The sequence below is a fragment of the Neisseria sp. HMSC070A01 genome, assembly GCF_001810165.1.
Classification (GTDB): domain Bacteria; phylum Pseudomonadota; class Gammaproteobacteria; order Burkholderiales; family Neisseriaceae; genus Neisseria.
Genome location: NZ_KV800123.1, coordinates 67,157 through 90,330, shown reverse-complemented (window position 1 = coordinate 90,330; position 23,174 = coordinate 67,157). Strand labels below are relative to the sequence as shown.

22 protein-coding genes are annotated in these 23,174 nt (G+C 48.8%); 11 read left to right on the top strand and 11 right to left on the bottom strand.

The features are described from left to right. Positions 1-54: 54 nt before the first annotated feature. Entirely contained in the window at positions 55-1,158 is a 1,104-nt protein-coding gene (locus HMPREF2711_RS05915; RefSeq protein ID WP_003748727.1) for an anhydro-N-acetylmuramic acid kinase, read from the bottom strand. A 153-nt stretch (positions 1,159-1,311) separates the two neighbouring features. On the opposite strand from HMPREF2711_RS05915, the gene HMPREF2711_RS05910 reads away from it, so the two are divergent. Then, positions 1,312-2,886 carry an inorganic phosphate transporter gene (locus HMPREF2711_RS05910; RefSeq protein WP_003748724.1) on the top strand — a complete coding sequence of 525 codons (1,575 nt, stop codon included), beginning with the start codon at positions 1,312-1,314 and terminating at the stop codon, positions 2,884-2,886. Positions 2,887-3,234: 348 nt separating this feature from the next. Here the strand turns inward: HMPREF2711_RS05910 and HMPREF2711_RS05905 are convergent, their stop codons facing one another. From HMPREF2711_RS05905 to secA, 3 genes are all read right to left on the bottom strand, one after another. Further along, positions 3,235-3,675: a ProQ/FINO family protein gene (locus HMPREF2711_RS05905; protein ID WP_003748722.1), complete on the bottom strand. Its 441-nt coding sequence runs from the start codon at positions 3,673-3,675 to the stop codon at positions 3,235-3,237. A 117-nt stretch (positions 3,676-3,792) separates the two neighbouring features. Then, a complete protein-coding gene (gene aroC / locus HMPREF2711_RS05900; protein WP_070615808.1) occupies positions 3,793-4,893 on the bottom strand; it encodes a chorismate synthase in 1,101 nt (366 codons plus the stop codon). Positions 4,894-5,021: 128 nt separating this feature from the next. Continuing rightward, entirely contained in the window at positions 5,022-7,775 is a 2,754-nt protein-coding gene (gene secA / locus HMPREF2711_RS05895; protein ID WP_003748718.1) for a preprotein translocase subunit SecA, read from the bottom strand. Between the two features lie 154 nt (positions 7,776-7,929). Between secA and HMPREF2711_RS05890 the strand changes: the two genes are divergently transcribed. The 7 genes from HMPREF2711_RS05890 to argF all read left to right on the top strand — a co-directional run bounded on the left by HMPREF2711_RS05890 (position 7,930) and on the right by argF (position 13,720). After that, the gene (locus tag HMPREF2711_RS05890) at positions 7,930-8,352 is read left to right on the top strand and encodes a DciA family protein (protein WP_003748714.1); all 423 of its coding nucleotides are present in this window, start codon (positions 7,930-7,932) and stop codon (positions 8,350-8,352) included. 291 nt (positions 8,353-8,643) lie between these two features. Next, positions 8,644-9,222 (top strand): azurin, encoded by a 579-nt coding sequence (gene azu / locus HMPREF2711_RS05885; protein ID WP_003748712.1) that lies wholly within the window; start codon positions 8,644-8,646, stop codon positions 9,220-9,222. A 92-nt stretch (positions 9,223-9,314) separates the two neighbouring features. Further along, positions 9,315-9,824, top strand: a complete 510-nt coding sequence (locus tag HMPREF2711_RS05880; RefSeq protein ID WP_003748710.1) for a hemerythrin domain-containing protein — start codon at positions 9,315-9,317, stop codon at positions 9,822-9,824. 33 nt (positions 9,825-9,857) lie between these two features. Further along, positions 9,858-10,478, top strand: coding sequence for a glucose-6-phosphate 1-dehydrogenase family protein (locus tag HMPREF2711_RS05875; RefSeq protein ID WP_003748707.1), 621 nt, complete (start codon positions 9,858-9,860; stop codon positions 10,476-10,478). A gap of 111 nt (positions 10,479-10,589) precedes the next feature. Continuing rightward, positions 10,590-11,723 (top strand): succinyl-diaminopimelate desuccinylase, encoded by a 1,134-nt coding sequence (dapE, locus tag HMPREF2711_RS05870; RefSeq protein WP_003748705.1) that lies wholly within the window; start codon positions 10,590-10,592, stop codon positions 11,721-11,723. 98 nt (positions 11,724-11,821) lie between these two features. After that, positions 11,822-12,577 (top strand): methylated-DNA--[protein]-cysteine S-methyltransferase, encoded by a 756-nt coding sequence (locus tag HMPREF2711_RS05865; RefSeq protein ID WP_003748702.1) that lies wholly within the window; start codon positions 11,822-11,824, stop codon positions 12,575-12,577. Between the two features lie 147 nt (positions 12,578-12,724). After that, positions 12,725-13,720 (top strand): ornithine carbamoyltransferase, encoded by a 996-nt coding sequence (argF, locus tag HMPREF2711_RS05860; protein WP_003748699.1) that lies wholly within the window; start codon positions 12,725-12,727, stop codon positions 13,718-13,720. A 98-nt stretch (positions 13,721-13,818) separates the two neighbouring features. On the opposite strand, the gene HMPREF2711_RS05855 is transcribed toward argF, so the two are convergent. The 3 genes from HMPREF2711_RS05855 to hemN form a co-directional block, all read right to left on the bottom strand. Further along, positions 13,819-14,805, bottom strand: coding sequence for a TraB/GumN family protein (locus tag HMPREF2711_RS05855; RefSeq protein WP_003748697.1), 987 nt, complete (start codon positions 14,803-14,805; stop codon positions 13,819-13,821). Between the two features lie 33 nt (positions 14,806-14,838). After that, on the bottom strand, positions 14,839-15,084 hold the full coding sequence (locus HMPREF2711_RS05850) for a DUF1289 domain-containing protein (protein ID WP_003748694.1): 246 nt from the start codon (positions 15,082-15,084) through the stop codon (positions 14,839-14,841). Between the two features lie 66 nt (positions 15,085-15,150). Beyond that, positions 15,151-16,572 carry an oxygen-independent coproporphyrinogen III oxidase gene (gene hemN, locus HMPREF2711_RS05845; protein WP_003748693.1) on the bottom strand — a complete coding sequence of 474 codons (1,422 nt, stop codon included), beginning with the start codon at positions 16,570-16,572 and terminating at the stop codon, positions 15,151-15,153. A gap of 162 nt (positions 16,573-16,734) precedes the next feature. Here hemN and fnr point away from each other — a divergent pair, with 162 nt between their 5' ends. Then, the gene (gene fnr / locus HMPREF2711_RS05840) at positions 16,735-17,469 is read left to right on the top strand and encodes a fumarate/nitrate reduction transcriptional regulator Fnr (protein ID WP_003748691.1); all 735 of its coding nucleotides are present in this window, start codon (positions 16,735-16,737) and stop codon (positions 17,467-17,469) included. Positions 17,470-17,555: 86 nt separating this feature from the next. On the opposite strand, the gene HMPREF2711_RS05835 is transcribed toward fnr, so the two are convergent. Next, the gene (locus HMPREF2711_RS05835) at positions 17,556-18,506 is read right to left on the bottom strand and encodes a CysB family HTH-type transcriptional regulator (RefSeq protein ID WP_003748688.1); all 951 of its coding nucleotides are present in this window, start codon (positions 18,504-18,506) and stop codon (positions 17,556-17,558) included. Between the two features lie 442 nt (positions 18,507-18,948). Here HMPREF2711_RS05835 and HMPREF2711_RS05830 point away from each other — a divergent pair, with 442 nt between their 5' ends. Next, positions 18,949-19,710: an OmpA family protein gene (locus tag HMPREF2711_RS05830; RefSeq protein ID WP_003748686.1), complete on the top strand. Its 762-nt coding sequence runs from the start codon at positions 18,949-18,951 to the stop codon at positions 19,708-19,710. Positions 19,711-19,845: 135 nt separating this feature from the next. Here the strand turns inward: HMPREF2711_RS05830 and HMPREF2711_RS05825 are convergent, their stop codons facing one another. After that, on the bottom strand, positions 19,846-20,274 hold the full coding sequence (locus HMPREF2711_RS05825) for a DUF4149 domain-containing protein (RefSeq protein WP_003748681.1): 429 nt from the start codon (positions 20,272-20,274) through the stop codon (positions 19,846-19,848). A 98-nt stretch (positions 20,275-20,372) separates the two neighbouring features. Further along, positions 20,373-20,849, bottom strand: coding sequence for a transcription elongation factor GreA (gene greA, locus HMPREF2711_RS05820; protein ID WP_003748679.1), 477 nt, complete (start codon positions 20,847-20,849; stop codon positions 20,373-20,375). Positions 20,850-21,193: 344 nt separating this feature from the next. Between greA and HMPREF2711_RS05815 the strand changes: the two genes are divergently transcribed. Continuing rightward, on the top strand, positions 21,194-22,603 hold the full coding sequence (locus HMPREF2711_RS05815) for a PepSY-associated TM helix domain-containing protein (RefSeq protein ID WP_003748677.1): 1,410 nt from the start codon (positions 21,194-21,196) through the stop codon (positions 22,601-22,603). A gap of 201 nt (positions 22,604-22,804) precedes the next feature. Here HMPREF2711_RS05815 and rplS read toward each other — a convergent pair whose 3' ends face one another. Continuing rightward, positions 22,805-23,170 (bottom strand): 50S ribosomal protein L19, encoded by a 366-nt coding sequence (gene rplS / locus HMPREF2711_RS05810; RefSeq protein ID WP_003679470.1) that lies wholly within the window; start codon positions 23,168-23,170, stop codon positions 22,805-22,807. Positions 23,171-23,174: the final 4 nt, after the last annotated feature.

Below are 23,174 nucleotides of genomic sequence, written 5' to 3'. Positions count from 1 at the left end.
AATATAGATAAGGCCGTCTGAAAATGTTCAGACGGCCTTTTTATTTATCCGACTTTAGTTGCCGTAATGTCCAGAGCCTAAAATTCGGTGTGAATGTGCGCCGGTCGCATGGTGGGGATTGCTCGGAACTTGATTGCACCAACAGGCGGCAAGCCAGGCAAAAGCGGCGGCTTCGACCCATTGCGGGTCAAGATGGAGCTTGGCTGTGCTGTGCAATTGGGTGTCGGGAGAAAACAGGGTTTCCAAGTCTTGCATCAAAACCGGATTGCGGATGCCGCCGCCGCAGATATAAAGATGATGAATCGCCGGGGCAGCTTGTTTGGTCGCGTCAAAAATGGTTTGTGCGGTATAAAAGACCAATGTGCGCATGACGTCTTCCGGCTTTTCATCACCTTTCAGACGGCCTTGAAGCCAGCTTAGGGAAAACAACTCTCGGCCTGTACTTTTCGGATAGGGGCGGCTGAAGTAAGGATGGTCGAGCAGGGAAGCGAGCAGGTCAGGGAGGATTTCGCCTTGTGCGGCTTTTTCCCCATTTTTGTCGTAAGACTGCTGCCAAATATGTTGCATCCATGCATCCATCAACATATTGCCGGGTCCGGTATCGAAGCCGAAAGAAGGGCCGTCGGGCGGGAGGATACTGATATTGGAAATGCCGCCAATATTAAGTACGGCACGGGTTTCATTTACGTCTCGAAACAGCGCTTCGTGAAAGGCTGGGACGAGGGGCGCACCTTGGCCGTTGCAGGCAAGGTCGCGGCTGCGGAAGTCTCCGACCGTGAAGATGCCGGTCAGCTCGGCCAATAGGGGGAGGTTGACCAGTTGAATGCTGTAACCGTGTTCAGGCGCGTGGCGGATGGTTTGTCCGTGGCAGCCGATTGCGGTAATGTCTTTGGCAGACAGGTTTTGCTCTGTCAACAGTTGCTGTACGGTTTGGGCGTATAGGCGGCTGAGTGTTTGCGCCAGGATATTGCTTCTGTGCAATTCATTTTCGCCTATGTCTTGCAGTGCCAACAATTCTTGGCGCAGGCCGTCTGAATAGGGTAGAAAGCTATGGGCGACGGCGCGTTGCCATTGTTTACCCTGCATTTGAATCAGTACGGCATCGGCACCGTCCATGCTGGTTCCGGACATGATGCCGATATAGTATTGGGGTTGCATTTCGGTTACAGAAAGAGAAGGTAAAACGACATTTTAACGCCTTTTGACGTTTTTACGGGAATTTCGGCATTTAATGTAAATAGTTGGTGCAAGAAAGATTACAAAGAGGTTAAAATAGCGCGACTCAACATGTTTTCCAAAAGGAAACTTTCCATGGCTCAAACTCAGTCGAGTGCGAACTTGAAGCTGATTAATACGGCTTTCGCCGCTATGCTTGTGAGCATGGTCGGCTATTTTATTTATTGGGGCCTAGGTTATACCCATTACAACCATTCCGGCCTGTTTATCCTTGCCACCTTTTTCGGCGTCTTCATGGCGTTTAATGTGGGCGGTAACGATATTGCCAACTCTTTCGGTACAAGTGTCGGCTCCGGCACATTGACCATTCCGCAAGCTTTGCTGATTGCGGCGGTATTTGAAGTCAGCGGCGCAGTGATTGCCGGCGGCGAGGTAACAGATACCATCCGCAAGGGTATTGTCGATTTGAATGCGATGCATTTGGATCCGATGCAGTTTGTCTTTATTATGATGTCTGCGCTTTTGGCTGCGGCATTGTGGCTGCTTTTTGCCTCGCACAAAGGCCTTCCTGTCTCAACGACGCATGCCATTATCGGCGGTATTGTCGGTAGTGCATTGTGCATGGCGACGTTAAACGGCGTAGATTCCGTTGCATTGATTCAGTGGGATAAATTGGGTGAGATTGCCTTGTCTTGGATTTTGTCCCCGGTTTTGGGCGGCATCGTTTCCTATCTGTTGTTTTCACGAATCAAGAAAAATGTTTTGGATTACAACTCTTGGGCCGGCAATACGCTGAAAGGCATCAAACTGGAGAAGAAAGCCTATAAAGAAGAGCACCGCCAGTTTTTTGAGGCCTTGAGTGAATCTGAAAAAGTCGAATACGCCACTAAAATGGCGCACGATGCCCAAATTTATGATGAGCCGGACTTTGATCCCGAAGAGTTGCAGTCTGAGTATTATCGCGGCCTATACCGCTTTGACAGCCGTAAGGGCGAAGTGGATTCTTACAAAGCCCTGCATTCCTGGGTGCCGTTTATTGCCTCTGTCGGCGGTATGATGATTGCGGCCATGTTGATTTTCAAAGGTCTGAAAAATCTGCATTTGGGCATGAGCAATGTCAACAGCTTCCTGACCATTTTCATGATCGGTGCGGCTATTTGGATGGGTACGTTTGTATTTGCCAAAAGTTTGAAACGCAAAGATTTGGATAAATCGACTTTCCAAATGTTCTCATGGATGCAGGTGTTTACCGCTTGCGGTTTCGCATTCAGCCATGGTGCGAACGATATTGCCAATGCGATTGGTCCGTTTGCCGCGATTATGGATGTGCTGCGTACCAACAGCATTACTGCTCAAAACGCCGTGCCGCCGATTGCCATGTTGACTTTCGGTATCGCTTTGATCGTCGGTTTGTGGTTTGTCGGTAAAGAAGTGATTAAAACCGTAGGGACCAGCTTGGCGGAAATGCACCCTGCGTCAGGTTTTTCTGCAGAGCTTTCTGCCGCCGCCGTCGTGATGGCCGCATCATTTATGGGCTTGCCTGTTTCCAGTACTCATATCTTGGTGGGTGCAGTTTTGGGTATCGGTTTGGTTAACCGCAATGCCAACTGGAAATTGATGAAACCGATCGGCCTTGCTTGGGTCATTACCTTGCCTGCCGCTGCCGTTTTGTCTGTTGTCAGCTATTTGGTTTTGCAAGCCGTGTTTTAACTGAGTGCTTGATTGAAAAAGGCCGTCTGAAAGATAGATTTCAGACGGTCTTTGCTTATCTTTATAAGGGGTAGTTTTCAGTTTGTTTTAGAGATGCATAAATCATGCTTTTCAATGTTTGAACTGATACAAGAATAATCAAGATGATAGAGAAATACCTTATTGGGAATATTTTAGAAAAGATTTTTGGTTTCAAAACTTGGCTTAGTGAGGGCAAACAAAGTTATTTTTAATCAGTCCACTATAAGGTTAAGGCAATAAAAAGCCCCAATTCATCGACGTTAAAGATGTCGTATTGAATTGGGGTCTCTATTTATTTAGTGCAAGCCTTATCAGGCCGTCTGAACATTATTCAGCAGCGTTGTTGGTCTCCTCAGCTTGAGTAGGGGCCACTTCTGCTTCAGCGGCAGCTTTAGCGGCTTGGCGTTCGGCTTGTGCAGCCAATGCCTGTTGAACGGCAGGATGCTGTTGGGCGATGGTTTGCTCTTCTGCGCTGACTTCGCCTTTGAAGCGGTTGTTTAGGTCGAAACGTTTGCCGCCGCGGGCCAAGGCTTTCAGATAGCGTGGGCGGCGGCAGTGGTTGGCCAGTACGCGTGCAATCAGTGCAGGATCGTATTGGGGCAGGGCGGCAACCAAATCTTGGTCGATGCCGACAGCCAACGGTTTGAATCGTTTGAACACATCATATTTGCCGTAAATGTGGTCGGCAATCATGTCTGTTTGTTTTTTCTTGCTCATGGTTTGGACGGCAGATTTCAGTGCAGCGCCCAAAGCGGTTTCTTGTGCCATTGCGGTTGTATTCCTCTAATCTAAATCCGTATTTTCTTCATACGGCAATAAGGTGCTATTGTAGTATAAAGACTGTGATTTGGCTAAATTTTTCTGAGAATATTCAGAAATAAACGGTTATTTTCCCAGTTTGGCGATGTCCGGTGTATTGACCTGTACATCGGCATTTTGTGCACGATGGCGTAAGGCGTGGTCAATCAATACCAATGCCAGCATGGCTTCGGCAATCGGAGCAGCGCGTAATCCGACGCAGGGGTCGTGGCGGCCGTGTGTGGCAAGCTCGACAGGATTGCCTTCTATATCGATGCTGCGGCGCGGTGTGGCGATGGAGCTGGTCGGTTTGATGGCAATATTCACATGAATGTCTTGCCCGGTGCTGATGCCGCCCAAGATGCCGCCTGAGTGGTTGGATAGAAAGCCTTGTGGCGTGAGCTCGTCGCCGTGCTCGCTGCCGCGTTGCGTTACGCTATCAAAACCCGCGCCGATTTCTACACCTTTGACGGCATTAATGCCCATCATGGCATAGGCAATTTCTGCATCGAGGCGGTCAAAAACAGGTTCGCCCAAGCTGACGGGGACATTAACCGCTTCGATATGCAGTTTCGCGCCGACAGAGTCCAATGCTTTGCGCACGCTGTCCATATAGTTTTCCAAGTCCTCAATTTGGCTTTGGTTGGCGGCAAAAAAAGGATTTTGGGAAATATATTCGTAACCTTCAAACTGGATTTCTTTTTCGCCTACTTGGGTAACGTAGGCGGTAATTTCCGTGCCGAATTTTTCTTTCAGCCATTTTTTAGCGACTGCTCCGGCGGCAACACGTGCGGCGGTTTCGCGGGCGGAACTTCTACCGCCGCCGCGGTAGTCGCGTGTGCCGTATTTGTGCCAGTAGGTGTAATCGGCGTGTCCGGGACGGAAACTGGTGGCGATATTGCCATAGTCTTTGCTGCGTTGGTCGGTATTATGGATCAGGAGGGCGATGGGGGTGCCGGTGGTTTTGCCTTCAAATACGCCGGAGAGGATTTCGACTTGGTCGGCTTCGCGGCGTTGGGTAACGTGGCGGCTGGTGCCGGGTTTGCGGCGGTCAAGGTCAAACTGGATATCCGCTTCGCTCAATTCTAATCCGGGCGGGCAGCCGTCGATGATGCAGCCCAAGCCTGCGCCGTGGCTTTCGCCGAAAGTGGTAACGGTAAAGATTTGTCCGAAAGTATTGCCTGCCATAGGGATACTCTTTTGAAATTGGGTTTGGAAATTTTTTGTTTGGATAATTCTCAGGCCGTCTGAACAGACGTGAGAACGAAATCAAAGATTCTCGTTTCACTGTTCAGACGGCCTTTTGAATTGACTGCTTAGTTCAATTTACCGTGGCACTGTTTGTATTTCAGGCCGCTGCCGCAAGGGCAAGGATCGTTGCGGTGAACAATCAGGCCGTTTTGAGCAAGTGCTTCAGGGCTGAAGTCGGTACCGTCAGGATCGAATGCTTCGGTCACCAAATCGGTTTGCGATTGGCCGAGCAATTCTTCCATATCGGGCGCGTCGGAGTGGACGGTTTGAACATCACTGACGCTTTGTGCGGCAGTGTGGTCGTATTCGCTGTTGCGCTCGATTTGAACGGCAGTCAGCAAAGCGGCAATGTTTTGTTTGATGCTGCGCCACAGGTTTTCAAACATGATGAAAGCTTCACGTTTGTATTCTTGTTTCGGATTTTTCTGAGCATAGCTGCGTAGATGGATGCCTTGGCGCAGGTAGTCCATGGCGGCGAGGTGTTCGCGCCATTGGTTGTCGATAACTTGCAGCATAACGTTGCGTTCGAAATCCGACATGGCTTGTTTGCCGACCAATTCGACTTTCTCGGCATATTCGTCTTCGATGCGTTTGATGAGACGCTCTTTAATGTCTTGGTTGTCCAAAGTGCTGTCTTCTTTCAACCAGCCTTTAATATCGACATGCAGGCGGAAATCGGCGGCAAGTTGGTGCTCAAGTGCCGGAATGTCCCATTGCTCTTCCATGCTGTCAGGCGGAATGTGGTAATCAACCAAGTCGCTGATAACGTCGGCGCGGATTTCGCGGGTCAAATCGCTGACGTCTTTAGTTGTCAGGATTTCGTTGCGTTGATGGTAAATCACTTTACGTTGGTCGTTGGCAACGTCATCGTATTCCAAAACCTGTTTACGCATATCGAAGTTGCGGCCTTCGACTTTACGTTGCGCGCCTTCGATTTGACGGGTCAGCAGGCCGTGTTCGATGGCAACGCCGCGCTCGGGTGCCAGGCGGTTGAGGATGGCGGCGGCACGGTCGAGTGCGAAGAGGCGCAGCAATGGGTCTTCAAACGACAGATAGAAACGGCTGGAGCCGGGGTCGCCCTGACGGCCTGCACGACCGCGTAATTGGTTGTCGATACGGCGGCTTTCGTGGCGTTCCGTACCGATAATGTGCAAACCGCCTGCGGCCACAACTTGGTCGTGTTCGGTTTGCCAACCGCTTTCAAGGGCGGAAATTTGCGCTTGTTTTTGCTGTTCGCTCAGGGTTTCATCGGCGTGGATGGCTTCGATTTGATGTTTGAGGTTGCCGCCCAAGACAATATCGGTACCGCGGCCGGCCATGTTGGTGGCAACGGTAATTGCGCCGACTTTACCGGCTTGGGCCACAATCAATGCCTCGCGCTCGTGTTCTTTGGCGTTGAGGACGTTATGTGGCAGACCGGCTTCGTGTAACAAACGGGAAACCAGTTCGGAGTTTTCGATGCTGGTGGTACCGACCAAAACCGGTTGGCCGTTTTTGTGACATTCGGCGATGTCTTTGACAACGGCTTCAAATTTTTCTTCGGCCGAGCGGAAGATTTGGTCGTTGAAGTCTTTACGTTGTACCGGACGGTTGGTCGGGATGATGACGGTTTCGAGGTTGTAAATGCTTTGGAACTCGAAGGCTTCGGTGTCGGCCGTACCGGTCATGCCGGACAGTTTGCTGTACAGGCGGAAGTAGTTTTGGAAGGTAATGGAGGCAAGCGTTTGGTTTTCGCGTTTGATTTCTACGCCTTCTTTGGCTTCAACAGCTTGGTGCAAGCCTTCGGACCAACGGCGGCCGGCCATCAGACGGCCTGTGAACTCGTCTACAATCACGATTTCGCCGTCTTGAATGACGTAGTGTTGGTCTTTGTGGAACAGGGTGTGTGCACGCAATGCCGCCATGAGGTGGTGCATCAGGGAGATATTGGCGGCAGAGTAGAGCGAGTCGTTTTCCTGCAATAAGCCCATTTGGGTCAGGATTTGCTCGGCGTGTTCGTGACCGGCTTCGCTCAGAATAACTTGGTGTGCTTTTTCATCTACCCAGTAATCGCCTTCGCCTTCTTCGGTTTCTTGGCGGATAAGGTGGGCCGGAACAGCATCCATCACGCGGTAGAGCTGGATGTTGTCATCTGCCTGGCCGGAAATAATCAGCGGCGTACGCGCTTCGTCGATCAAAATGGAGTCCACTTCGTCGACAACGGCAAAGTTCAATTCGCGCTGAACTTTGTCGTATTGGTCAGTCACCATATTGTCGCGCAGGTAGTCGAAGCCGAATTCGTTGTTGGTGCCGTAAGTAATGTCGGCACCGTAAGCGGTTTGGCGTTCGAAAGGTTGCAAATCGGCTACGATCACGCCGACGCTCAAGCCTAAGAAATTGTACAACGGCTCCATAATGCCTGCGTCACGGGAGGCGAGGTAGTCATTGACGGTAACGACGTGTACACCTTTTCCTGACAATGCATTCAGGTAAACGGCAAGGGTAGCCACCAATGTTTTACCTTCACCGGTACGCATTTCGGCGATTTTGCCATGGTGCAGGACCATACCGCCGATCAGCTGTACATCGAAGTGGCGCATGCCCAATACGCGGCGGGATGCCTCGCGGCAGACGGCAAAGGCTTCGACCAAGATGTCGTCCAGGCTTTGTCCGTCGGCGAGACGTTGTTTGAATTCGGCTGTTTTAGCTTGCAGTTCTGCATCGCTCAAGGCCTGCATTTGTTTCTCAAGCGCGTTGATTTTGGCAACGGATTTACGATATTGTTTCAGCAGGCGGTCGTTGCGGCTGCCGAAGATTTTCTTAGCAATGTTTGTCAGCATGAATAATTCCTGCGCCTTGATATAATAGTGGGCGAAACTGGGATTTTAACACAAGCGCTTGTATAACGCGGTAATGCTGTTTGAAATAAAGGCGGTTTTGCTGTATTTCAATTGTAATTGTTTGGTTAATTTACTGAGAGGCCGTCTGAAATATATGGATTTAGCACAATTAGGCAAGCGCGATCATTTATTGGCGGGCTTGTTGCAACAATCGCAACAATGGCGGAAATTGGATACAAAAATCAAAACGGTTTTGCCGGCCAACCTGCATCCGCATTTTCAGACGGCCTGCGTAGAAGACGGAAGATTGGTCTTGCTTGCCGCCAACAATATGGCTGCTTCGCGTTTAAAAATGATCCTGCCCGCCATGCTGCCCAAGTTGCAAACATTGCATGCAGGCGTGAGGGAAGTGGTGGTCAGGGTAGTCCCCAAGCCTCCGGCTCAGCCGAAAACCAATAGTTTGCGATTGAGCGAGGCAGCTTTAGACAGTTTCGATGAGGCGGCAGCCAAATTGGAAGGCAAACATCCCGAATTGGCGGCGGCATTGGCAGAATTGGTACGCAAGCACAGCCGCTAAAATCATGCCGAATGAGATTATGGTTAATAAATGTTAAAACTTATTTCATTTGACCGATAGCATCTAATACTAAAGAAATACGACCTAAACAGTAACTGTTTTCTTTTAGGTAAACTGATGTAAACTTGGCCTGAAACTTTGATTTCGTGCGAAGTTTATAGCAAAATAACGCCTGAATTTCTTATCGCTCTGCGTGAATAAGTTTAAGTCTGGTATTTGCCTTTGTTAATATATTCGCGCGGGTTCTATTAATAGAACTTAACAAGACTCTCATCATTAGGAGATACATCAATGAAAGCTTATCTGGCTCTGATTTCCGCTGCCGTTATCGGCTTGGCTGCATGCTCTCAAGAAGCTGCAAAACCTGCTGAAGCACCTGCTGCTTCCGCTGCTTCTGAAGCTGCTCCTGCAGAAACTACTGCACCTGCCGATGCCGCTCCTGCCTCTGAAGCTGCTCCGGCCGATGCTGCCGCCGCTCCTGCTGCCGGCAACTGCGCAACTACTGTTGAAGCCAACGACGCTATGCAGTTTAACACTAAAGAAATCCAAGTAAGCAAAGCTTGTAAAGAATTCACCATCACTTTGAAACACACCGGTACCCAACCTAAAGAAAGCATGGGTCACAACATCGTCATCGGTAAAGCCGAAGACATGGACGGTATTTTCAAAGATGGTGCCGGTGCTGCTGCAACTGACTACGTTAAACCTGACGACGCACGCGTTGTTGCCCACACCAAACTGGTTGGCGGCGGCGAAGAAGCTTCCCTGACTCTGGATCCTGCTAAATTGGCCGGCGGCGAATACAAATTCGCTTGTACCTTCCCAGGTCACGGTGCTTTGATGAACGGTAAAGTTACTTTGGTTGACTAATCCGCTTTAAGCTTAAAAATAGACAGCCTGCCTTGCGCAGGCTGTTTTGTTATAATCTGGAAACATTAATTTAAGAATAAAACCTCAAAACCATGAATCCGTTTGAAACCAAAAGCGTTACTTTTGCCGAACCCATTGAAATGCTGTACGCCTGTCATGGTAAAGTGCGCCGTTTCTGCAGCCAGGTTGCCATGTTGTCGGACTATATTACCGAAAACGGCTGCAATCAAATCGTTTTGCAAACCATCCACCAGATTGCCCAATATTTTAATGTTGCCGCGCCGTTGCACCATGAAGACGAAGAAGAAAATTTCTTCCCGCTTCTATTGCAATATGCGCCGCAAGCTCAAGAAAGCGTTGACGAGCTTTTGCGCCAACATATCAGCCTGCACAACAACTGGGCGGCGGTATCCGCTGAATTCGCCAAACTCGAAGCAGACAACGCCTATGTCCCCGATGCGGAAGCGTTCAAACGCTTTGTCGCAGGATATGATGTTCATCTGGCGATTGAAGAGCCGCTGTTTGATATGGGCAAAACCTTTATCCCCAAAGAAAAACTGACCGAAATCGGAGAAATTATGGCTGCACGCCGCCGCAAATAAGGCCGTCTGAAACAATCGTCTCAAGGATATATTATGCTGACCCCAAAAAGTTGCGATTTGTTCAATATTCCCTTTTTCCAATTTTCCCAGCTTAAAAAATATCAGCCTGAAAGCATTCCGCAAATCAAGGCCGACTATAAAGAAAACTGGCAAGTATGGCAGCAGCTGATCCAGCAGGTTGCCGCCGAATTGGGTGCACCGTTTGCGCCGCCGCATATCGAACGCTGGTGTAACGGCTGGCAGGTCCGCGCCCATTTCTTTGCCTATTTCAAATACGAACAATATAAAAATTCCGCAGCAATTTTATCGATTTTGCTCAACCGCCGCCGTTTGAGCGTCAGCTTGGATTGGCACTGCTATAAAGCCGATGTTTCCCCCATTGCGCTGCCCGATTACAACCGCTGGCTGGATAATTTTGATACCGAAAAATACGCTTCATTCGATATGTGGCACGGTGCGGAAAGCGAATATGACGATTATCGTACCGTCGCCCAACAAAGCGACGGCGATAGAAAGCTTCGAGACGACAAAGATTTCTTCTGTATCGGCAAACACATCGAACGCGATGATTTGGGCAAGCAGGATGTTGCGAAATGGATAGTGGAAACAGTGGAAGAATTACTGCCGCTTTATGAAGCTTGCCATGGAAAATAACTCAGAATACTGAAAGGCAGACTGCCCATTCAGTATCTTCAAATAAACTCAAGGCCGTCTGAAAATCATATTCAGAACGTTTCAGACGGCCTGTTTTTCAAAGTAAACACAATGACCGAAACCCAATCCCTAGAACTCGCCAAAGCATTGATTTCCCGCCCGTCCGTTACGCCGGATGACCAAAATTGCCAACAACTGCTGGCCGAACGCCTGCAAAAAATCGGTTTTGCCGTAGAAGAGCTTCATTTTGGCGACACCAAAAATGTTTGGTTGCGCCGCGGTACACAGGCTCCGGTGTTCTGCTTTGCCGGACATACCGACGTCGTGCCGACAGGCCCTGTTGAAAAATGGGATTCGCCACCGTTTGAACCGACCGAGCGTGAAGGCCGTCTGTATGGTCGCGGTGCAGCGGATATGAAAACCAGCATTGCCTGTTTCGTTACCGCCTGCGAGCGTTTCGTTGCCGAACATCCCGATCATCAAGGCAGCATCGCACTCCTGATTACTTCGGACGAAGAGGGCGATGCGCTGGACGGCACGACCAAAGTCGTCGATGTGTTGAAAGCGCGCGGCGAGTTGATTGATTACTGTATCGTCGGCGAACCGACTGCCGTGGATAAATTGGGTGATATGTTGAAAAACGGCCGCCGCGGCTCGTTGTCGGGCAACCTGACCGTCAAAGGCAAGCAAGGCCATATTGCCTATCCGCATTTGGCCATCAACCCCGTGCATACTTTTGCCCCAGCCTTGTTAGAGCTGACACAGGAAGTCTGGGACGAGGGCAACGAATACTTTCCGCCGACCAGTTTCCAAATTTCCAATATCAACGGCGGCACAGGCGCGACCAATGTGATTCCGGGCGAGCTGAACGTCAAATTCAATTTCCGTTTTTCTACCGAGTCCACCGAAGAAGGTCTGAAACAACGCGTCCACACCATTTTGGACAAACACGGCGTGCAATACGATTTGCAGTGGTCTTGTTCAGGCCAACCGTTCCTAACCCACGCGGGCAAACTGACCGACGTGGCACGCGAAGCCATTGCCGAGATTTGTGGCGTTGAGGCCGAATTGTCCACTACCGGCGGCACTTCGGACGGACGCTTCATCAAAGCCATTGCCAAAGAACTCATCGAATTAGGCCCATCTAACGCGACCATCCACCAAATCAACGAAAACGTACGTTTGGAAGATATTCCGAAGCTGTCGGCGGTGTATGAGGGTATGTTGAAACGCTTGTTGAAGTGAAAAGGCCGTACCGTAGGCTTTGAAAAACGATAGGGCGATATGATTCTTTTGCTCTTTTTGTTTTCTATGAAGTTATCAATAATTGCATAAGGCAAAATATGATTACTCTGCCTTCTTTAAACGAGCTTCCATCAAAGTGGAATGAAATCCGCGAGCGGCTGGAAACCGATTTTTCCACAGACCTCGAAACCTTGTTACACGAGCGTCTTACGGAACATGAAGCCAAGCAGCTTGAGCAGGATTTTATCGACAGTATCGGTTGCGCCCCTGAAGAATATGTCCGTACCCGCCGAACCATCGGACTGTTGGAAACGCGTTATCCGGATAGTCCGAACGAACTGACTGTTGCCGCAGTTGCCACGCCGTTGGGCGAGATGTTGGCGGTGTTCGGTGGCAAGGGTTTGTGTCTGCTGGAATTTGTCGGTCAGAAACAGCTAGGGCAGGAAATCACGGCTGTCCAAAAAGCTTTGCACGGACAGTTTATTTTCCAAGAAAATGAGCAAACGCAACTTTTGCACCAAGAATTGGATTTATACTTCCAAGGCCGTCTGAAAGCTTTTGCGACGCCTTTGGAAATGATAGGCACGGCCTTTCAGCAGCAGGTATGGAATGCGTTGCTGACTATTCCTTACGGCGAAACGCGCAGCTACAAGGAGCAGGCGCAACAGTTGGGCAATCCTAAGGCTATTCGCGCCGTTGCCGCTGCAAACGGGCAGAACAAGGTGTCCATCCTGATTCCCTGCCACCGTGTTATCGGTAGTGACGGCAAACTGACCGGCTACGCAGGCGGTTTGAACCGCAAACAATCGTTGCTTGCGTTGGAGCGAGGCGAGGTTCAGACGGCCTTGTTTTGAGTTTTGATAGAGCATAAGGGGTCATGCTTCGGGTAGGCTTCGCACGTTAAAAAAAATTGAGCAGCAGAAGGTCGGTGGAAGCCCGACGAAATCTGCATGGAGAAAAATGTTGGGTAACGCCCACGCTAGAAAAAAGAGAAATAAGACATGAGCCTGAAAAACCGTCATTTTTTAAAACTTTTGGATTTCACACCCGAAGAAATTACTGCCTATCTCGACCTTGCCGCCGAATTGAAAGCCGCTAAAAAAGCAGGGCGCGAGGTGCAGCGGATGCAGGGAAAAAACATTGCCCTGATTTTTGAGAAAACATCGACCCGCACCCGTTGCGCGTTTGAAGTGGCCGCGCGCGACCAAGGTGCAGGGGTGACCTATCTGGAGCCTTCTGCCAGCCAAATCGGGCATAAGGAAAGCATTAAGGATACGGCGCGTGTTTTGGGGCGGATGTTTGACGGCATCGAATATCGCGGCTTTGGACAGGATGTGGTGGAAGAGCTGGCCAAGTATGCAGGCGTACCTGTGTTCAACGGTTTGACCAACGAGTTTCACCCGACTCAAATGCTCGCCGACGCGCTGACGATGCGCGAGCATAGCGACAAGCCTTTGAACCAAATTGCGTTTGCCTATGTCGGCGATGCGCGTTACAACATGGCCAATTCGTTGCTGGTGTTGGCTGCGAAACTGGGCATGGACGTGCGTATCGGTGCGCCGAAAAGTTTGTGGCCGTCTGAAAACATTATCGAGACGGTGCAGGCTGTTGCCAAAGAGACCGGCGGACGGATTTTGTTGACGGAGAATGTGAAAGAAGCCGTGAAAGGCGTGGATTTTATCCATACCGATGTGTGGGTCAGCATGGGCGAGCCTAAAGAGGCGTGGCAGGAACGTATCGATTTGCTGAAAGATTACCGAGTTACGCCCGAGTTGATGGCGGCGGCTGAAAATCCGCAAGTCAAGTTTATGCATTGCCTGCCTGCTTTCCATAATCGTGAAACCAAGGTCGGCGAATGGATTTATGAGACATTCGGCCTGAATGGTGTGGAAGTAACGGAAGAAGTCTTTGAAAGCGAAGCCAGCATCGTGTTTGATCAGGCAGAAAACCGGATGCACACGATTAAAGCGGTGATGGTAGCGGCATTGGGCGATTGATTTTGCGCTCAACATTGCTTACCGCTTCATTTAATAGAGATTAAATAAAGGCCGTCTGAAAGAAAGATTTTCAGACGGCCTTGTTGTTGGATTGGGGTTTATTGCCAAATCAGGACTTTGGGTTCGGGGGTTACTTGATAGCCTTCTTGACGTAGCAATTCGATTAAGCCTTTTTCGCTGGGTAAATGGGCAATGCCGACGGCAAAGAGGGTACTTTGTTTGGCGGATTGCTTGCGGATTTCAGGCAACCATGCCTGGTTGCGACGGATCAGGAGGTCGTTTTTCAGCCAATCGGACATGGCTTTGGCGTATTTGGCATCAACACGTTTGAGGGTGCGTTGTTCGGTTTCTTCCAAAAGTGGGATCAGTTCTTCAAAGCGGCCGTCTGAATAGGCTTGATGGAGTTTTTTGACATCTTCGGTTTCTTCTTTATTGGTTTTAATACTGGCTTTCAGAAAGTTGAGCATGGTTTCTTCAGGCTGGGCTTTGAAGATCGCGGTAACATCGTTCAAGCTTTCTAATGAACCACGCGGCTTATTGATGCCGACTGCCGCGTTGGTCAGCAACATATCTGCACCGGTTTCTGAGCTATACTCTTGGGGAAATGTACTGCCGGCAAAAATGAATGCCGCCCACGGATGGAGTTTGTCGGCAATTTGGGCGATGGGTCGGCTTTCTTCATTTTGTGAATAGATTTCTTGTAAAAGACGGAAATCTGTTTTGCCAAGCTTGCGGCTGAGCGGTTCGGTACTCATGACTTCTTTGAAGTATTTTTGATACATTTTTTTTGTTTCCGGACTGCTGTCCGGCAATGCGTTAACTTCTGTGGTCAGTTGGTCGGTGGATTGTAATAGTTTGAGGGCATCGGAAGACAAGGTTTGATTGGTTTGCCCCATGTGGATGGTGCCGAGCAGATAGGAATCGGGTTGGCCTTCTTTGCTGATTTTCCAAACATTGCTGGTCAGTTTAGGCTGCTGCCAGTTAAGTTCGGCAGGTTTGTTGTCGGTTGAAGTTGCGGCGGGTTTGCAGGCACCCAAGGCAAGGGCGGTCAATGGAACAAGCAGGCAGGCGAGTAGTTTTTTCATGTTTTTCCTTTTGGTGTGTGCGGTAAGGGCGGTTTAGAAATCGAGCAGGTTTTGAACCGGTTGTTCGCCCGTGTCGGGCTTTTCTGTTTTGCGGTTGCGGATTTTGGTTTTTCTGAGGGCTAGGAGGTGCATGACTTGATGTTTTTGGCTGTCGGTCATCTGGTGCCAGTACAAGCGCTCTTCCCGGCTGCGCAGGCAGCCTTTGCAATAGCCTTTGGCATTGGCTTCGCAAACGCCGATACAGGGGCTGGGAATGGGGAAGAAATCGGGTTGATCCATTGTGTTGCTTTTGATGTGAAAAAGGCCGTCTGAAATATAACACATACTTTCAGACGGCCTAAGTGTTTATACGGTTTGCGAGTATTTGGCTTTGGTTTCTTTATGGCGCAGATGATAATCGAACACCATGGCGATGTTGCGGATCAGGAAACGTCCCTTCGGCGTAACGGTCAGGCCGTGCGGTTTGAGGCGGACCAGGCCGAGGGTTTCCAGTTGTTTCATGTCCTCCAGTTCGACCGCGAAATAACGGCTAAACGGAATGCCGAACACGCTTTCGTAAATCCGATAGTCGAGCGAGAAGCGGCACATCAAATCCTGAATGATGTTGCGGCGCAAAATGTCGTCTTGATTGAGCTGGTAGCCGCGCATGATGGGCAGGTGTCCGGCGTCGAGTGCGGCGTAATAGGCATCGATGTCGCGCTCGTTTTGGGAGTAGGTGCTGCCGATTTTGCCGATAGAGGACACGCCGATTGCTACCAAGTCGCAGTCGGCATAGGTGGAATAACCTTGGAAATTTCGTTGCAGGAAACCTTCTTTGAGGGCGATGGAGAGCTCGTCGTCAGGTTTGGCAAAGTGGTCCATCCCGATGAAGACGTAGCCGCGCTCAGTCAGGGTTTGGACGCAATATTGCAGCATATCGAGTTTTTCTTCGCTGCCGGGAACGACATTGGTGTCGATACGGCGTTGCGGTTTGAAGATATGCGGCAGGTGGGCGTAGTGGTAGAGGGCGAGGCGGTCGGGGTTGAGGGACAAGACCGTGTCGATGGTGGTTTTGATGCTTTCGGTGTTTTGGTGCGGCAGGCCGTAAATCAAATCAACGCTGACAGATTTGAACCCTGCTTCGCGGGCGGCATCGATGACTTCTTTGGTTTCTTCGTAACTTTGGATACGATTGACGGCTGCCTGCACTTTAGGGTCGAAGTCTTGAATGCCGACACTCATGCGGTTGAAGCCGAGTTTGCCCAGTTTGAGGACGGTTTCGCGGCTGACTTTGCGCGGGTCGATTTCGATGGAGTATTCGCCGTTGGGAATCAGCTGGAAGTATTTGCGGATCATGTCGAAGACGCGTTCGAGTTGGTCGTCGCTTAGGAATGTCGGCGTGCCGCCGCCGAAGTGGAGTTGCGCGAGCTGGTGTCTTCCGCCCAAATGCGGTGCCAGCAATTCCATTTCTTTTTCCAGATATTGGATATAGGCATCGGCACGGCTTTTGTCTTTGGTAATGATTTTATTGCAGCCGCAGTAGTAGCAGATGGTATTGCAGAAGGGAATGTGGATGTAGAGTGAAAGGGGTTTGTTGAGCGCGCCCATGTTGCGCAGGTTTAAAGCTTGGATATATTCGGCTTCTTTAAAGCCTTCATGGAAGCGGTCAGCGGTCGGATAGGATGTATAACGTGGACCGCTTGATGGCAAACTGGCAATCAATTCGCGGTCGAATTCCGGTAATTCATTGTTTGCGTTGGTGTTATTTGAGATGGGGATGATTTTCATGGTCGGGGCTTGTAGTATGAAGTAAGGAAATTAGGGAAAATTTTAGTCAAAATTTCGATAGTTTGGTAGAATGCCTCATAATGATATGCCGACTTTGATATGGGTCAATAGTTATTCGGCTTAATCAGGGATTGAGAGAACTAAGCAAATTAAAGGTGCGTTATGGCTACACACAATGCAACACATCAAATGAAAACCTTGTGTTCCACATGTTCTTTACGCGAACTGTGTTTGCCTGTTGGACTAATGCCTAACGAATTTTTACAATTGGATGCGGTGATCCGTCAAAGCCGCCGTCTGAAAAAAGGCGAGTACTTATTTCGTGCCGGCGAGCCGTTTACCTCTTTATTTGCCATCCGTGCAGGCTTCTTTAAGACAACAGTCGCCAGCCAAGACGGACGGGATCAGGTAACCGGCTTTTTTATGTCGGGCGAGCTGATCGGGATGGATGGGATTTGTTCCCATATTCATAGTTGTGATGCTGTGGCTTTGGAAGATAGCGAGGTATGCGAGCTTCCGTTTACACACATTGAAGAACTTGGTCAGGATATTCCCAGTCTGCGCTCTCACTTTTTCCGCTTGATGAGCCGTGAAATTGTCCGAGATCAGGGCGTGATGTTGCTTTTGGGCAATATGCGCGCCGAAGAGCGCTTGGCCGCATTTTTGCTTAACTTGTCTCAGCGTCTCTATTCACGAGGTTTTGCCGCCAACGATTTTATCCTGCGAATGTCGCGTGAGGAAATCGGCAGCTATTTAGGGCTGAAGCTGGAAACGGTCAGCCGCACCTTATCCAAATTCCATCACGAAGGCTTGATTTCGGTTGAACACAAGCACATCAAAATCCTAGATGCGACGACTTTGAAGAAAATGGTTTCCGGTTGTTCGCACGCTATCTGAATCTGAGGCCGTCTGAAATTGTTCAGACGGCCTTTTTAACAAAAGTTAAAGAATAATTGTTAAGTTACGCAGGTGATAGTTAGATGTTAAATTGAAAAATCTTCAACAACCGGCGTGTACAGAATGCAGTCGACTACTTCTCTGGTCAGTTTCGGTGCGAACATCTGTATAAAATCATAGGCATAGCCACGCAGGTAAGTGTCGGTGCGTAAGGCTATCCAAGTGGGCGATGGCTCAAATAAGTGCGCCGCGTCTATCAACTGCAAGTCTTGATCGACAACGGGATCGTAAGCCATTTTGGCCATCAAACCTACGCCTAAGCCTAAGCGTACATACGTCTTCAATACATCCGTATCGGCAGCCGATAAAGCAACATCAGGTTGCTCGATATGCGCTTTATTAAAGGTACGCGCAATGCTGCTGCCAGAGTTGAACGCAAATTCGTAAGTAACCAGCGGAAAAGAAGCTAAATCTTCAAGGCTTAAAGGATTGCGGCAGTCTAAAAGAGGGTGGTCGTGCGGGACAATGACGGCATGGTTCCATTCATAGCAGGGCAGTTTGCCCAACTCGGGGTGATCGTCAATGCGTTCGGTAATAATTGCCAAATCTGCTTCTCCGCTGCTGACCATTTGGGCAATGGCGGAAGGGCTGCCTTGTTTGATGGTCAAATTGACCTTAGGGTAGTTTTTCACAAATTCTGCAACGATTTTAGGCAATGCATAACGCGCCTGGGTGTGCGTCGTGGCAATGGTCAGGGAGCCGCTGTCATGATCGGTAAATTCGCTGCCGATATTTTTAATGTTCTGTACATCGCGCAAAATCCGTTCCGAAATCTCTAACACGGCTTTGCCCGGTTGCGAAACGGAAACCACACGCTTGCCGCTGCGGATAAAAATTTGGATACCCAATTCTTCTTCAAGCAGGCGGATTTGTTTGGAAATGCCGGGCTGGGATGTAAAAAGCGCATCGGCAGCCTCGGAGACATTCAGATTGTGCCGGTAAACTTCAAGGGCGTAACGTAATTGTTGCAGTTTCATGGTGGCAGTATCGGATACGTTGTTATTGTGGATTTTGTGCGACAAACGGTCTGTAATTTAACATATTTTGCCCGGTTTTGCCCTGAGTTTTGAAAATGGTTGTTTTTAATGAAAATATCTTTTAATGATATGAAAACAGGAAATCTGTGAATGAAAGGGGGATGAAGTTTTGTTGTTTTTGTACAACTTTGGGCGGGTGAATTGGCTGATTTTGCCCTAAATTAATGACACAAGATTGATTTTTCGGCATGATTAACTACTAGGAAGCAGGCACTTCATAATTGTTTGAAGGCATCGAGTATTGACAGTTTGCCTTGCGCTTCTTTATAGTGCAACCTGATATATCCGATTTGCCGCTGTTTTGATACTGCGGCCTGTATATTGGTACTTTGCAGCGGTTGCTTTCCTAGTCCGCCGCATAACAATTTGATGAGGGAATAAAATGACCAAACAGCTGAAATTAAGCGCATTGTTCGTTGCCTTGGTTGCCTCTGGCACCGCAATGGCCAGCGAAGCGCATACCAAACACGGTTACACCGTAAGCAGCCAATCTCAAGAAATCGTCCGTAACAACTACGGCGAATGCTGGAAAAACAGCTACTTCGACAAAGCTACCCAAGGCCGTGTTGAATGTGGTGACCGCGAAGCAGTTGCTCCTGTACAACAAGCTCCTGAGTATGTTGATGAAACTGTTTCTCTGTCTACTAAAACTCTGTTCGGCTTCGACAAAGACAACCTGCGCCCTGAAGCTCAAGAAAACCTGGACGCTTTGGCTCAACGCCTGAGCAACGAAAGCGTACAAACCGTACGTGTTGAAGGTCATACTGACTTCATGGGTTCTGAGCAATACAACCAAGCTCTGTCTGAGCGTCGTGCCAACGTAGTTGCTAACTACTTGGTAGGTCATGGCGTTGCTTCTAGCAAAATCTCTGCAGTAGGTCTGGGCGAATCTCAAGCTCGCATGACTGCTACTTGTGAAGCTGAAGTTGCTAAACTGGGCAAAAAAGTTTCTAAAGCTAAGAAACGTGCTGCTCTTATCGCTTGTATCGAACCTGACCGTCGCGTTGATGTTAAAATCCGCAGCGTTGTCACTCGTCAAGTTGCTCCAGGCCAAACTATCGAAGGTCAAGGCGAATTGCCTGCTACTGATGAAGGTTGGATCCCAGCTCCTTACAATGGCGTTCACGGTTACGCTAAACCTTAATCGGTTTGTGAAAAATGCCCTGCAATGTGCAGGGCATTTTTTTATGGTTTATATTTGAAGATTTGGGGAATTCATGATTCAAAATAAAAGGCCGTCTGAAAGATTTATTTTCAGACGGCCTTTTATTAAGACAGATTAGTTTGGCTTCGGCCATTTCCATACGCAAACAGCGGCGAGTATTGTGCAAATCAAAAAGATGATATTGGATAAGCCGTGCCAAACTCCGAATGTTCCGCCTACTAGGGACAGCAGCCAGTTATCCAGCCCGTACTTGTGCGCCTCGATAACCGGTGTAACCAAAAGATGGTTGCAGGCTAAGAGTAGCCAAAGAACCAATATCCACCAAGAAAGTGAGGCCAGTTGCTTTCTGAAAAAGGCATAGGCTACGCCAAAAATAACTAAGCCACATAGTGCTGTAATGGCAAACAAGATGCCGGCAATTTCTCCTGCCTGCATTTTAGGCAGGAGGCGGAACAGGACAGGAGCAGTAACATAGCCTGCGGTCAGCTGCATACCGAGCCACATGGCGGAAGCGGTTTGGATAATTTTGTACAGTAGATTCATTATGCTTCTCCTGGGAAGATTTCGCTTTCTTTGATTATGGTGTTTTTAGGTACAACAAAAGGCCGTCTGAAAATGTTTTCAGACGGCCTTTTGTTTATTTAGATATATTGTACGGCAATGATGTCATATTCACGCACGCCGCCGGGGGCCTGAACTTCTGCAACGTCGCCTTCTTCTTTTCCGATCAAGGCACGGGCAATTGGGGAGCCAACGTAGATTTTGCGTTCTTTAATGTCTGCTTCGTCTTCGCCGACGATTTGGTAGGTAACCTGTTCTTCGGTTTCCAAATCTTCCAGTGTTACTGTTGTGCCGAATACGATTTTTCCTTCAGCATGGATTTCGGCAGGATTGATGATGTGGGCCATAGAGAGTTTGTGTTCCAGCTCGGCAATACGGCCTTCGATAAAGCCTTGACGCTCTTTGGCGGCTTCGTATTCGGCATTTTCAGACAAATCGCCGTGTGAACGTGCTTCTGCAATGGCTTCAATAATTTCTGGACGAGCCACGCTTTTGAGGTGTTGAAGTTCTTGTTTCAACAATTCTGCACCACGGACGGTCAAAGGGATTTTTTGCATTGAGTTCTCCATGAAAGCATGATGATGCTTTTAAAATTTTATCCGGCCACGCGCGGCAGCCGGATTGGAAATAAAAATACAAGCCGCCAAAGCTTGGCGGCTTGATGAATAAATAAGTAATGCCTGTATTCTACCAAATTCTGCCGAAACCGCAATGATTAAAATGGGTTTTCAGTAAAGTGTTGTTTTCTGTCTATTTTGTTTTTTCAGACGGCCTGCAAACTAAATGTTGAAGTATTTCAAAGCTACGCTTGAAAAACGGTTTCGTAAATGAATGGTTTTGATTAAAATGTTTGCTAATAATCCTTAAGGATTAGTCTACTTTAATTATATAAAGAGAATATATGGAAACAAAACCAACTTCCCAAAATGAACAACAGGCTAACCGCCGTTATTTGACTGTTTGGCGATGGCATTTTTATGCCGGACTTTTGGTTGCACCGTTTTTAACCCTGCTGGCTGTTACAGGGTTGGGAATGCTGTTATTTGCCAATATTACCGGTAAAGAAGGCGAGCGGATACATGTTACGCCGCAAGCAGTGGTGCAGCCTTTGTCGGCTCAGGCTGAAGCCGCCAGACAGTTTGTTAATCCGGAAACTGCTTCTGTAGTGCAGTATATTGCGCCGCGCGCAGATGATATGGTGGCCGTATTTCGTGTGAACAACGACGATAAAGCCACTATGGTTGCCGTTGATCCTTATACGGCAAAAGTCGTGAATACGATGCCGCGCAGTCAAGGCTGGTATCACACGATGGACGAAATCCACGGCGATATGATGATGGGTGCGACTGGTGACTACTTGTTGGAAACTGCTGCGTCGCTAACCATCATCATGATTGTGACCGGTATCTATTTGTGGTGGGTGAAACAGCGTAGTCTGAAGGCCGTCCTTTTGCCTAAAGCAGGCAAAGGCCGTTCTTGGTGGCGCAACCTGCACGGTGCATTTGGCTCTTGGGTTTCTTTGATTTTGCTGCTGTTCTGTTTGTCTGGTATTGCTTGGGCCGGTATTTGGGGTGGTAAAGTGGTTCAGGCATGGAGTCAATTCCCAGCCGGTAAATGGGGCGTGGAGCCTAATCCGGTATCTTCCGTGCCAACTCATGGCGATGTGTTGAATGATGGCAAATCCAAAGAAGTGCCGTGGATTTTAGAGCTGACGCCTATGCCGGTTTCCGGTACGACACTGGGCGAAAACGGCATTAATCCAAGTGAACCGATGACGTTGGAAACGGTTGACCGCTTTGCGCGCGAAATTGGCTTCAAAGGCCGCTATCAGTTGAACCTACCTAAAGGCGAAACCGGCGTATGGACGCTGTCGCAAGACTCAATGAGCTACGATATGGTTAGTCCGACTGCGGATCGTACGGTACACATTGATCAATACAGTGGCAAAATCCTGGCTGATATTCATTTTGACGATTACAACTGGTTTGGCAAGTTTATGGCGGCAAGTATTGCTTTGCATATGGGTACACTGGGCTGGTGGAGCGTGTTGGCGAATGTTGTGTTCTGCCTGGCGATTATTTTTATCTGTGTCAGCGGCTGTGTGATGTGGTGGAAACGCCGTCCTTCGGAAGCACGTGGTTTGGTTCCTCCTGCACAGAAAATCAAATTGCCGGTATGGTGGGCAATGGCTGTGCCACTTCTTATTTTGGCTGTGATTTTCCCGACGGCTATTGCCGCAATCGCTGTTATTTGGATTTTGGATACACTGTTATTATCACGTATTCCAGCATTAGCGGGATGGTTTAAATAACCGCCCGATGTAATTCAAGGCCGTCTGAATCTTTTGTTTCAGACGGCCTTTTTTATAGAGGTCAAAAGTAGGGGATTCTGTTTAAGTTTATGCGTGAGATGGGAATTGTGATTGGCTTACAGGATTGTGTAAGAAAGACGAGGAGATCTTGTATAAAAACAAAAAACCCACTTCATTGAAGTGGGTTTTTGAAGAAAGCGATTAACCTTTGCGAGCAGGCAATTTTTCTTTAATGCGGGCCGCTTTACCGGTCAGGCCACGCAAGTAGTACAGTTTGGCGCGACGTACGTCACCACGGCGTTTAACTTCGATTTTTTCTACGGTAGGGGAGTACAGTTGGAAAGTACGTTCTACACCTTCGCCGCTAGAGATTTTGCGAACGATGAAGTTGCTGTTCAGACCACGGTTGCGGCGGGCGATAACCACACCTTCGTATGCTTGCAGACGGCTGCGGGAACCCTCAACCACGCGTACAGATACGACAACGGTGTCGCCTGGAGCGAATTCAGGGATTTCTTTGTTCAAGCGAGCGATTTCTTCTTGCTCTAATTGTTGAATCAAGTTCATTTGT